Genomic DNA, 12,642 nt, shown 5'->3' with positions numbered 1-12,642 from the left:
GTGTGCTGCGTTTACGGTCTTGCGCAAAAGTGTAAGATAAAATCAGACCGGACACCTGAGGAACCTCCCCTATGAACATAGCACTTCTGAACGACCTTGACCGTGAAGCGCTCAGAGGTTCTTTACTGTTTTCCACAATGACCGATGTGAATCTGTCCAGTGTTGTCGCGCCCGGTGGCGTCATCGAATTGAAGCGCTCAGAATATCTGTTCGAACAGGGGGAACGTGCGGAAAATCTCTTTCTGATTCTGAACGGCTGGGCGCAGATTACCCGCGATGAGGTCGATGGGTCACACACGCTCGTCGAGGCGTTTCACAAAGGGGATTGCCTGGCTGAAGCTCCTGCGCTGCTCGGCAGAGCGTATCCAGCGTCCTGTCAAGCCATGACCGATCTGCGCGCGCTTGCCGTAAATGGGGCGATGCTGCTCGATTTGATGCAAGATAACCGCTCTGTTCTGACGCATTCACTGGCCACTTTGTTCAAGAAATTGCACGGGCTCGTGGATGACGTCGAATGGCTCAAATCCCGTACGATCCGGGAGCGGTTGGTAAAATTTCTGCTCGAACAGTCTGATCATGTCAAAGACGGACAGGAATTCACCCTACCGTTCAGCAAATCCCTGATCGCTGCGAAAATCGGGACAAGTCCGCAGCAGCTGTCGCGGACGTTTCTGGAACTGAGAGAGCACGGTGTGCGAACACGTGGTCAAACCGCCATGATCAAAGACAGGCTCGTCCTCCGGGCTTTGATCCGCAAGCAGTAATTGACCACCCTAAACGCGCAGAGCGAGTTCCGCCTCAGGGAAGTGGGCGAACATCGCCTCGGTTTCCGCCACAGAGAGGCAACTGGCGGCGGTTGATAACGCGTCCGCGAGGGCTGCGCTCTCGTGAAACACACTGATCGTATTCCATCGCTGCGAAGACACCCCACTGCGCGCATCGATGATGTGACCCTGCTCGCCCGCCAACACCGTCCCGCGTGGGGAGGATGTCGCAAGAGCCCGGTCGCGCAGGTGAACTTCCTTCAGCACGGTACCTGCAGGGTTCGAAATGCCGACCCGCCATGCGCCTGCGTCCGGACGGCTGCCCATTGCGCGCTGTTCCCCCGCATCCACGATCAAATCGACAAGACCGGCACGGCGCAACAGACCTGCAACGCGGTCCGTTATATAGCCTTGCGCGATCCCGTTGAACGTCAGCGCCATGCCCGGTCGCAGCACGACGGCATCCGTTGAAAACGTCAGATCGCCAAAATCACCGCGGGGTGTCGCAAGGCTCTGGCCAGCTGCGCGCGCAATCCACAGCGGCTGGACGGCAGGATCAAAGGCACCAAAAGACGCCTCCCAGACGCTATGCGACATACTCAAGACTTCAAGCAGTTCCGGGGCCGGTCGATCCAAACGGCCAGTTGCGTTCAATTGAGACAGGGCCGAGTGGTTTTGGTAAAGGCTGAAGATACCCTCAAGCCGTGCGATTTCATCACGCACCTGCGCGAACAGGGGGGCGGCTTCGGCGTCGCTCACCCCTGACAAGACGATCTGCGAGGAGGCACCAAGCGCCACCCCCTGCCAGCGCGCTACCGGAGCCGCCGCCATTGCGCCTGTGGACAGCCCGACGAGCGGCAGCGCCGCTGCAAAATTCAGAAACCTGCGTCGTGAAAATCCGTGCTGTGTCATCCGTTTTCCTCCTGCCCGAAAGTCAGCTCAACCGGGGCCAGAAAGGCCTGATCGGGCACCTGATGTTTTTCGTAGATCGCTCCACCATAGCGGCTGGCAAAGGCCAAAGCGCGGGCGGGGTCTGAAAAGGGCACAAGTTCGGGCGCGCCCATACCTCCGGGTTTGTCCGACCCCACGACGTAATGCGCGTTTTGCGCCAACATCCAGTTTTCCGCGCCCGGCGTGTCCCAGGACACCGTGGACATGTCATTGACATAGACGGCGGCGACATAGCCTTCCTGCTCCGCACTGGCGAGATAGGTGAAGGCATCGCGCACCTGCGCAAAAAAGATCGGATCTGGCACACCGCTCAGGAATATCTGCGCCTTGGGGCCAGGGTGTTCGGAGATGTTCATCATGCAGTAATGCGCCACATTCTCGGCGGTCAGCGGCATGGGATCCGGCGCCTCGGCCAGCTCTTCTTTGCAAGCAATCAGGAGCAGCACAGACAAAAGCAACAGTTTATTCATGGAACCCTCCGTCCAAACACGAGGCGCGCCAGCGCCAGACCCAGCAGCGGCCACAGCAACAAAGACACCAAAGCCGCGCCCTGCGGCAGGGCCGCAACCGCAGCCCCCATGCCCGTCACCAGCGCTTGATCGGCAGATGCCGTGACACTGAACAGGCGCAAGGCATCCGCCGGGTTTGCCGCCAGCAGCCACGGAAACACCTGACGGCTGAACAGCCCGCCATCATCCCAGACCACAAGCGCGAGCAGCACCAGATCATAAAGCACCACGAGGACCAGCCAGATGAACCCCGCCCCCCCGGCGGCGGCGGCAACAGACCGGCTGAACCCCGATACGACATAGCCAAGCGCAATGAAGGCCGCCCCCAACAGGACCGCCCCCAGCATCAGCCGCAGCAGCGCCAATCCACTGGACACACCCGCGCCCCCCAGCGCAAAGGCCAGCGCCCCGGCAAGGCCAAAACCAATCCCGACCGCGATGGCGAGGCCCAAAAGATGCGCAAGGAATTTACCCGCCAGCAACACGCCACGCGACACCGGATAGGTCAGAACCAAAGCCAACGACCCGCGTTCCGCATCCCCCGCGATGGCCTCGAACGACATCAACAGAGCGACCAGCGGAACCAGGTAAACCGCCAGTGTGGTCATCGAGGCCACGGAGACGGTCAGCAAATCAACACCCAATGCCCCGGACGTGGTCGCGCCGGATATCGTCAACGCCAGTGCAAAAACCGACAGCAGTGCCGTGGCAATGACCAGCCAGCGATTGCGGCGCAGAATGCGGAATTCGGTGGCGGCGATGGCGAGAAGAGCGCTCATGAAGCCTCCGCAGGTTTTGAATAGTATCGGTAGAGGTCCTCGAGCGAGGGCGGGATAATCTCAACATCCGCGACCTGCGCGCCCATGGCCGTGACATCGGCCAAACGGGCCATCTTTTGATCCGGGGTGACGTCGAATTCCACGCGCGCGCCATTGATGCGATGCCCGCCAAACCGGTCAAACAACACGGTGGCATCGGCCCGCGCGGACAGCCGGAACCGGATCGGCATATTAGCCCGCGCGAACAGCTCTTGCAGCGGCGCATCCGCAACCAACTGCCCGCCCCGCAGAATGGCGATGCGGTCGGTGCGCGCCTCGATTTCCGTCAGCGCGTGGCTGGCGATCATCACGCCGGTGCCCTGCGCGGCCAGCGCGTCGATCAGCGAATAGAGGTCATGGCGCGCGATGGGGTCAAGCCCGCTCGTCGGCTCGTCCAGCAAGGCCAGCGCTGGTTTGCCCAGAAACACCTGCGCCATGCCCAGCCGTTGCCGCATGCCCTTGGAATAGGTGCCGATACGGCGTTCGGCGGCGTGCTCCAGCCCGACCCGTTCAAGCAGGTTGTCGGCGTCACGGCGATCCACGCGGGCGAGTTTAGCAAAGAGCCGAAGCTGTTCGCGCCCCGTCAGGGCCGGGTGAAACGATACCGCTTCGGGCAGATAGGCGACGGCGGCACGCGCGGCGGTACTGCCGACCTCATGCCCTGCGATCAGGGCCGTGCCGCTGTCGATGGGCAGCAGCCCCAAGATACCCTTCATCAACGTCGATTTGCCCGCGCCGTTGTGGCCAAGCAGTGCGACCCGCTCGCCCGCCCTGACGCTCAGCGACACGTCAGACACACCATCCGCGCCCTTGAAGCGGCGCGTTAATCTGCTGACTTCCAGCACGATATTATCCGCCATAGGATTTCCCCCAATCCGGCACGGCGATCTCAACCGGGCGCATCAGCGGGGCGCTGTCCATGACACCGCCCGGCGTTAACGCGGGAAAGGCCGATTGCGCCCATTGCACAAGCTGCACCGCGGGTGATCCCAACAACAAGCGTGCGGCGGGCTGCTGCCAGAGCATCTGGTCAATGCTGTCGTTGGGCCGGTAGGTGCCATCAGCGATCCCGTTGCCATCCAGATCAGTCGCGACGAAATCAGACCAGTAGTTGCCCCGCCCCTCCACCGCCCAGTCCAGCCACTTGGTCGAGACATATTTGACCTGCGTGCGGTTGCCGACAAAGGCATTGCCCGTGACGTCATTACGTTCAGACCCGGCGGTAAAATGGATGCCGATGCCGCACCGCTCAAACCGATTGTCCACAATTTCGTTCTTATGCGCGTTATAGACAAAGAGGCACTTCTTGGCCCCGTCCTGCACGTAATTGCCCCGCACCACGGAACGGTTGGTGAAGTTCAGCATCACCCCGTGATCCTGATCCCCGATGGAGACATTATCCAGCACACGCACTTTTTTCGAATACATCACCGCAAAGCCCAGATGGTTGCCCATCGACAGGTTACCGCTGACCTCGCTGTCATTGGCATACATGTAATGCACCGCAAAGCGCAGATCGCGAAAGCGGTTGCCCCGGAACACATTGCGTTTGGAGGTATTGACGAAAATCCCGTCCCGGCCCCAGCGGACATCGTTGCCCTCGACCACCGTGCCGGGCGCGTTCCAGACGTAGATGCCATTGCCACGCTGGTTCATCCGGTGGCCCTGACGGCCCTCGATGACATTGCCCGAAATCACCGCATCGCGCGCGCCGTGCACATCGATACCATAAAGGTTACCCTGCAAAAGGTTGCCCTCAATCACCGCGCCGATGGCGGCTTTGGTCAGGGTAATGCCTGCATCCTTGGTCTCGTGACTGTCACCGGACCCGGTGAGACGCAGGCCCTCGACCCGCACGCCCTCAGCATCGACCGTGAGGACCGTACCCTGCCCGCCCCCGTCCAGATGCACGCCCGGCACGCCCATCAGGGTCATAGGGCGCGAAAGGTGCACCGGGCCAGTGTATTGGCCCGGCGCAAGCCACAGCACCGCGCCCGGTGCTGTGGCATCAACCAGTGGCTGCAAAGGCGTCCCGCTGGCAAACACAGGGCCTGCCAGTATCATCAGAAGGAACAGGAACGCCTTGAGCAACCGCATGGATCAGGTCGCCCGCGGCTCTACGAACATGCGGCCGCGCATCTCCATATGTAGCGCGTGGCAGAACCAGTTGCAGTAGAACCAATGCACACCGGGTCGATCCGCAGTGAAGGTGATGGACGCAGTCTGCTGCGGCCCCACTTCCATGGCGATACCGTGGTTGGACAGGCAGAAGCCGTGGGTCACATCATCGATGTCATCAAGGTTGGTGACATAGACGGTCACCTCATCCCCCTGCTGCACGGTGAATTTCTCAAGGCTGAATTCCGGCGCGATGGAATACATATAAACCCGCACTTTATTACCATCCCGGATCGGTTCGGGATGCCCGTCCTCAAGATCGACACCATCGGCTGCCGCCTGCTGGCGCGCCACTTCCCAGCCCGGATCATCGCGGCTGTAGATGTTGACAGGGTTCACCTTGGAGGCATGCACGATGATACTGTCATGCGGTTCGGCAAAGGTCGGCCCGTCATGCACCACCTTCATCTCGTCGCTGGAGATATCGATGAGCTGCTCGTTTTCGGGCTTGAGCGGCCCGGTATTGAGGAACCTGTCTTTCGAAAACTTGTTCATCGAAATCAGCCATTTGCCGTCGGCCTCTGCCGTTTCGCCCATGGAGGTGGAGTTATGCCCCGGCTGGTAATGCACATCGACCTTGGAGACGATCGGATCGACGTCTTCACCGTTGTAGGCCGCAATCGCCTTTTCCATGTTCCACTTGGCCACCTGACTGTCGAGGAAGAGCGTGGTGAAACAGTTGCCCTTGCCGTCAAACGCGGTGTGTAGCGGGCCAAGGCCCAATTCAGGCTCCGCGACGATGCAGGACCGTGGGTCCGCGCCCTCAAACACCGCATCCACCAGCGTCACGTCAATGACGGACACGGTCGGGGACAGCTTGCCGTTGATGACGATGTGCTGTTTGTCGGGGGCCGCGTTACAGCCATGCGGGCTGTTGGGGATGGGGATATAGCGCGTCAGCTGCGAATTGGCCGTTTTGCGCCCGTCGAGCACCCGCACGCCGTTCAGTATCTGGCCTTCGCCCGCTTCAACCGCGGCTTCAATCGCCGCGATGTTAAAGACGACGCAGTGATCCGTTTCATTGGCGGTCATCTCGGCAAGGTTCATGCCCATTTCCGAGTTATACGAGGTCGCAAAGGCATATTTGCCCTGATAATCCGCATCGCAGTTATCAAGGTTGCCGCTCACGATCACCTGCCACGCGACTTTCATCTCATCGCCATCAATCGCGGTGAAGATGTTCACATACTGGTCCGGCTCATCCAGTATTTGCCCGTCATTGACCAGCGGCACTTCGTGTTCGCCATTGGCAAAGATATAGCCCGTGCGCGGGTATTTCTGAGGGCGCATGCCGTGGATGTCCTGCGCGTTCGGGATCTCGATGATCTTGTCGCATTTCATGATGTCACAGCGTATGCGCGCGACCCGCGTGTTGGCCTTGTCATTGGCAAAGATATAGCGCCCGTCATAGGTGCCATCGGTGAAGCTCATATGCGGGTGGTGCAAGTCGCCGTTGTCATAGGTTTTCATACCCCGCGTGGCGAGCATTTCCTTGGTCTCGGGCAGCAGCCCTTCGGTTAGCACCTGAAGGCTCTCGTTGGTCTGGCCCCATCCGGTGGCCGAGCAGCGGTTGAACACCGGAATCCGCATCAGTTCGCGCATGGACGGAAAGCCGAGAATTCGGATTTCACCCGATTGGCCCGATGACCAGAAACCGTAGTATTCGTCCAGCTCTCCGGGGGCGAGATTGAATGCGCCCTCTGCCGCGTTCGCCTTGCCCGCACTGCCCAACAGCCCGGCACCGCCGGCGGCTGCAAATGCAGCGCCCCCTGCGGTTGCTCCCATGAGTTGACGCCGGTTCAGGCGCATTTGCGCTTTGCGTTCTTCTTCAGACATAGTCCATCTCCTTTATTTCAGGTCTTTTCCAAGACCGGTGGTTTTGTGGAAAACGCATCCAGCGCTTCCGTGCCGGCGCTTGCTTTGGCGCGGCGTTTAAGTTGTTTGATGATGACCGGGCATTTTGTGTCCGACTGGTACAGCACCTGACAGTGCAGGCAGTTGACGCATTCGTTGGGGTTGATTTCGCCCGTCGGATGGATCGCCTGCACAGGACATTCATTGGCGCAGGTATGGCAGGGGTTGCCGCATTCGCGATAGCGTTTGAGCCAGTCAAACATGCGCATCCGCGCCGGGATCGCGAGTGCTGCCCCCAAGGGGCAGACATAACGGCAGTAGAACCGTTCGACGAATAACCCGATCAAAAGCATGCTTAGCGCAAAGACCACGAAGGGCCATTCACGCGCGAATTTCAGGATGATTGCGGTCTTGAACGGCTCGACCTCGGCCAGCGCTTCGGCGCGTGGCAAAGAGGTCAGCGAGACCGCGAACAGCCCCAGAAAGATCATGTACTTGATCGGCCACAAGCGTTCATGCAGCCCCCAAGGCAGCTCAAACTGCGGGACCTTGACCGCCCGCGCAATCTTGTTCGAAAGCTCCTGCAGCGCGCCAAAGGGGCAGAGCCAGCCGCAATAGGCCCCCCGGCCCCAGAACAACAGCGCCGCTGCGATCGCGAACCACTGGATGAACACCAGCGGATCGAGCAGGAACGCATCCCAGCTAAAGCCAGACCGCAGAGCCCCGCCAAGCGCCAGCAGGTTCACGACCGACAGTTGCGCGTTCGTCATCCAGCCCAAAAACACCAGCGTCATCGTCAGAAAACCGATGCGGACCCAATAGAACACCCGCGCGTTTCTGGTGAACTGCTTTTGAAAGAAGAAGATCGCCGACAGGGTGAGAAGCATCGCGATCAGGACGGCGATCTCGACCTGTTTGTCGCGCCAGACGCGTTGCCACAGGGCGGTTTTGGCCGCCGCTTCATCCTCGACCGCCGGATGGACGACCGGGGCCTGTTTGATGAAGCGCTCAGGCAGTTGATAGCCCAGATCGACGGTCACAAAGGCTTTGGTCACGGCACCGGTCGCGCGTTGCACCAGCAGTTGCAACCGCCATGGCTCGGCCGGATCAAACTCGGCATCGACGGGGATTTTAAAGATATCAAGTTCGGTGAAGGCAGGCGCATCCGCAGGGTCCAACCGTCCCAGCCGCTTGTGACCGCGATCAAAAAAGCGCAGCGCGCGGTCGCCCTGAATAAGCTGAATGCGGTCGAAAATTCCGCCCCGCACATAGCCCGATCCTTTGAACGAATATTTGCCGCGCCCGGTGACGAGGATCGCCTCTTCGCCCTCTTCCAGCCAGTCGGTCAGGTTGGCATATTCGGCCTCGCCCAGCAGGCTGCGCCCGATTTCGGGGATGCTGACCAATGCGGCGGTCATTTCAATGAAGGTATCTTCGGGCGCGCCGGGTTCCGGGCGGGCTGCGGCCTTTTCGTCGCCGCCCTGTTCAAACGCGCGGTTCACCTGCCCCACATCCAGCGCCAGCGTGCGCACAGAGCCATCACCAGTCAGCGTCATCCAATCGGCAGTCGCCGTACTGCTGCGGTCGATTTCACGCTTGGGCAACGCGACCTCTACCGACAAACCGCCCAGCGACAGCATGCGCGCAACCTTGATCCCGGCGCGCACGATGCTGTCATCGATCACCATGATCGTGACGGTCGCCCCCGAGATGATATCGAGGTCATGCCCCGCGCCACCGGCTTGCACTTCGGCCTTGAGGTCGAGCCCGCGATACCCTTCGGTCACGGCCTTTACCTTACGATCCGGGATGCCGATCAGGACAATCGGTTCGGAGTGTTTGACCAGATGCGCCGCCATGACGTTGGCATCCTGGTCGATTGCGGCAACCACGTGGATTGGCTTGCCCGAATACCCCGTCGTGCCGACAAAATCCGAGGTGAGGAAAACATATCCCAACGTCTCGCCACCGCGTAGAATCGGGGCCACTTTGGTATCAGGATCAATCGCGCCAAAACCATCGGCATTAGCCGCAAAGTCGGTGGCCGCAAGATCGGGCAGGAAACTGGCAAGCGTCTCGGCGGATGCTGTGCGCACAGCACCAGTTACACTTAAAAGAAAAAGTGCACAGATCACGATCAAGGCACGGGCTATTGGCATGTCGACGGCTCCCCGAACGACACTCCGACACTGCGGTGCGGCACACCTTGACTTAAGTCAAGATACGGCACTTTCAGCGTAAATTCACAATCCGGAATATCTCAGGCGGCGTAGGCGTGAAACACCGCAGGACAGGACAGATAAGAGTTGTCACTGGCCGACCCCGGTCCCGCAACATGGCATCCCAGAATAATAGCGCGCGCACATCCGATACCATCCACAAGGGCAGCCGGATTTATGTTCACAGGCACCCGTATCAGACCACAGCCATCTCGACCTTTTCCAGTGGCTCGCCCTAAGACATTTGGATTGTTGACCGAATCGCCACAATACGCTCACAATGTTGTCATTTAGTATTGGTTAAAAAAGGATTAACACCATGGCAACTCCCACAGTATGGCTCAATGCATTTCAGGTGAACACTGGCACCGCCGCGACTGGCAGCCAATCAGAACCGAAAATCATCGGATTAAATAACGGACACTTCGTCGTTGCGTGGCAGGAAAACGCGGCAGGGCAGGATGCCCCCGCGGGGGCTGTGGCGACAGTGCGAGGCACGGATATCGTTGCCAAGATTTTTGACGCCGAGGGAAATGTGGTGCGCGATTCGTTCCAGCTGAACTCGGACCGGAATTTCGATGATGAACTGGATTTCGACCTGACAGCCACCCATGATGGCTTCGCGATGACCTACATCGACGATTCGATCAGCAACGTGAACCAGACCACCGTCTACTACGAACGTTTCGAATTCGATGGCGACCGTCAGACCGGCACGGGCACGTCGTTTCAGATCGATAATGAAAACGTCGCAGCAGACTTCCTGCGCAACCCGCAAATTGCAGCCAACCTGATTGCATCCAACGATGACATCTATGTCGCCTACGACGATGATGTCGGCACAAACACCAATATCAACGCACGGATCATCGACGAAGCGAACGTGCTCTCAGCTGAATTCGGATCGGCGCAAAACAGCATTGATTTTGACCGTCTCGGTGACGTGACAGTTCTGAGCAACGGCAACTTTGTTACGGCATACCTCGAAGATGACAACGGTACGACCAGTCTTGAATTTGTCATCCGCGACCAGACGGGCGCTGACGTAGGCCCTGCCCGCGCGCTTGCAAGTGAAGGTGACGAAGTGGACATCGCAGCGCTTGAAGGCGGCGGCTTTGTCGCTGTTTACACGTTGAACAGCGATGTTCTGGTCCGTACCTTCGACAACACAGGCACTCTTCAAGTTGGGCCCCTTGCTGTCGCCTCCGGGACGAACATTCAAAACGAGCCAGTCGTGGTCGGCCTTTCCGATGGCGGTTTCGTTGTAGCGTGGGACGACGATACAACCGGCAACCTGTTCGCCCGCCGATACGAAGCTGACGGGACCACGGACGGCACCACCTTCACGGTTGAAAACACAGGCACCACGCAGATCGATATCGGCACCACGGGTGACGGTCGCATCCTGTTTAGCTGGCTGGCGCAGGGCGGCGAAATTTTTGCCTCTGTCTGGGATCCGCGCCCATCGGTGATCGACCCCGACGATTTTGACGGCCAACGCGCGCATGTGCTGGATTCAGACGTGATCACAACCGGGATTGGTGGCTCGACCGTGCTTGCAGGTGTAGGTTCAAAAACCGTATTCGGCCAGGGTGGAGATGACATCATCAATGCCTCGTCCGGCGGTGGCGAATATTTTGGTGGCGGCGGCAATGACATCATCTTTGCCAGCAATACCGCCTTTGAAACGCTCGACGGCGGTACCGGCATCGATACGCTGAACACCACGCTGTTCAACGGCACCTATGAAATCAACCTCGTCACAGGCGTGACCAACTTTGCGCCCGAATCCTTTGTCAACTTCGAGAACGTCGTCACCGGCAACGGCAATACCACGATCACCGGGACAGTCGGTGCAAATGTCATTACCACCGGCAGTGGCAATGACACGGTGAATGCCGGGGCGGGCAATGACACGATCAACACTGGTGCGGGCAACGACACGGTAGAGGCAAGCTCTGGGTCCGACACGATTTTCCTTGGCGATGGCAACGATACCGCGACGTCTTCGGGGACCGATACGATCTTTGGCGAGGCGGGGGATGACCTGATCTTTGCCGGGCTTGGCTTGCCGGAAACCCTTGATGGGGGCACCGGGGTTGATACGCTGAACACGACTTTGTTCAACGGCTCCTATGTCGTCAATCTTGCGACCGGGCTGACGAATTTCGCGGGCGAGGTCTTTACCAACTTCGAGAATATCATTTCTGGCAGTGGCAATGATGATTTGTTTGGCACGTCAGGCGCCAATGAGATGGATGGCGGGGCCGGAAATGACCGGATTCTCGGCCTTGGGGGCAATGACGAATTGATCGGTGGCCTTGGCAGCGACATCCTGAACGGCGGTGACGGCAATGACGAGATCGACGGCGGCGATGGCAACGACATCATGTATGGCGGCACTGGCAATGACGACATGGAAGGGGGCGACGGTGACGATCTGCTGATCGGCAACGACGGCAATGACATGATGGAGGGTGGCCTCGGCAACGACGTGTTCCGCGGTGGCACTGGGGTCGATATTATCGACGGCGACGAAGGCGACGACGAAGCCTTTGGCGGCGATGGCAACGACGTCCTGCGCGGTGGCGATGGCAATGACCTGATGGACGGCAGCGCCGGGGACGACTCCATTCAGGGCGGGGATGGCAATGACATCCTTGTAGGTCAGATCGGTAACGACATACTGCAGGGCGACAGCGGGGCGGATGAGTTGCGCGGCGGCGGCGGCGATGATTTGCTGAATGGCGGAACGGGCAACGATACGCTGTTTGGTGGCGCCAATGAGGACACTCTGTTGGGCGGTTCTGGCGATGACTTCCTGCAGGGCAACCAGCAGGATGATGAACTCTTTGGCCAGTCAGGCAATGACCGGTTGTTCGGCGGTGATGGCTTTGACTTCCTCAATGGCGGCATCGGGGATGACCGGCTTGAGGGCAACAACGGGCGCGACACGCTGGTTGGCGGCACGGGCGCGGACATCCTGATCGGCGGGGCCTTGGGCGACACGTTTGTGTTCTCCAGTGTGGCGGATTCCAACCTTGCCAGCAGAGACACGATTGTCGGCATCGATGGCATCGGCGTGGCCAATGGCGACATCATCGACGTCTCCGCCATCGACGCGGACACCACAGTCGGGGGAAATCAGGCCTTTACCTTCCTCGGGCTGCAGACGACCGCATCGGCCCTGTCCTTTGGTGCAGGCGCGCTTTGGGTCGAGAACGCAGGCGGGCCGACACTGCTGTTCGGGAACATCGACAACGACGCCACGATCGAGTTCGCCGTCCAGATCAACGACGGTGCGGGCACCTCGGCGGCAGATTACACCTTGGGTGACTTCATCGTCTGA

General features: G+C 59.5%; 9 protein-coding genes. 2 read left to right on the top strand and 7 right to left on the bottom strand.

The annotated features are described in order from the left end of the window. Nucleotides 1-71 precede the first annotated feature (71 nt). The gene (locus K5Q35_RS08550) at nucleotides 72-764 is read left to right on the top strand and encodes a Crp/Fnr family transcriptional regulator (protein WP_220799247.1); all 693 of its coding nucleotides are present in this window, start codon (nucleotides 72-74) and stop codon (nucleotides 762-764) included. A gap of 9 nt (nucleotides 765-773) precedes the next feature. Here the strand turns inward: K5Q35_RS08550 and K5Q35_RS08545 are convergent, their stop codons facing one another. From K5Q35_RS08545 to K5Q35_RS08515, 7 genes are read right to left on the bottom strand one after another with little or no spacing between them, the layout of a single operon-like run. Continuing rightward, entirely contained in the window at nucleotides 774-1,676 is a 903-nt protein-coding gene (locus K5Q35_RS08545; RefSeq protein WP_220799246.1) for an FAD:protein FMN transferase, read from the bottom strand. Continuing rightward, nucleotides 1,673-2,185: a nitrous oxide reductase accessory protein NosL gene (locus K5Q35_RS08540; protein ID WP_220799245.1), complete on the bottom strand. Its 513-nt coding sequence runs from the start codon at nucleotides 2,183-2,185 to the stop codon at nucleotides 1,673-1,675. The genes K5Q35_RS08545 and K5Q35_RS08540 overlap by 4 nt, the downstream gene beginning before the upstream one ends. Then, the gene (locus K5Q35_RS08535) at nucleotides 2,182-3,003 is read right to left on the bottom strand and encodes an ABC transporter permease (RefSeq protein ID WP_220799244.1); all 822 of its coding nucleotides are present in this window, start codon (nucleotides 3,001-3,003) and stop codon (nucleotides 2,182-2,184) included. Before K5Q35_RS08535 ends, K5Q35_RS08540 begins: the two co-directional genes overlap by 4 nt. Then, nucleotides 3,000-3,902, bottom strand: coding sequence for an ABC transporter ATP-binding protein (locus K5Q35_RS08530; RefSeq protein WP_220799243.1), 903 nt, complete (start codon nucleotides 3,900-3,902; stop codon nucleotides 3,000-3,002). The genes K5Q35_RS08535 and K5Q35_RS08530 overlap by 4 nt, the downstream gene beginning before the upstream one ends. Beyond that, nucleotides 3,892-5,139: a nitrous oxide reductase family maturation protein NosD gene (locus K5Q35_RS08525; RefSeq protein ID WP_220799242.1), complete on the bottom strand. Its 1,248-nt coding sequence runs from the start codon at nucleotides 5,137-5,139 to the stop codon at nucleotides 3,892-3,894. Before K5Q35_RS08525 ends, K5Q35_RS08530 begins: the two co-directional genes overlap by 11 nt. Before the next feature lie 3 nt (nucleotides 5,140-5,142). Next, a complete protein-coding gene (gene nosZ / locus K5Q35_RS08520) occupies nucleotides 5,143-7,056 on the bottom strand; it encodes a TAT-dependent nitrous-oxide reductase (protein WP_220799241.1) in 1,914 nt (637 codons plus the stop codon). Nucleotides 7,057-7,073: 17 nt separating this feature from the next. Beyond that, nucleotides 7,074-9,233, bottom strand: a complete 2,160-nt coding sequence (locus K5Q35_RS08515; protein ID WP_220799240.1) for a NosR/NirI family protein — start codon at nucleotides 9,231-9,233, stop codon at nucleotides 7,074-7,076. A gap of 379 nt (nucleotides 9,234-9,612) precedes the next feature. On the opposite strand from K5Q35_RS08515, the gene K5Q35_RS08510 reads away from it, so the two are divergent. Next, nucleotides 9,613-12,642, top strand: coding sequence for a calcium-binding protein (locus K5Q35_RS08510; RefSeq protein WP_220799239.1), 3,030 nt, complete (start codon nucleotides 9,613-9,615; stop codon nucleotides 12,640-12,642).

The sequence above is a fragment of the Roseobacter sp. OBYS 0001 genome (genome assembly GCF_019654895.1).
Classification (GTDB): domain Bacteria; phylum Pseudomonadota; class Alphaproteobacteria; order Rhodobacterales; family Rhodobacteraceae; genus Roseobacter; species Roseobacter litoralis.
Note: the sequence above shows the minus strand (reverse complement) of the source record. Positions and strands in the feature narration are given on the sequence as shown.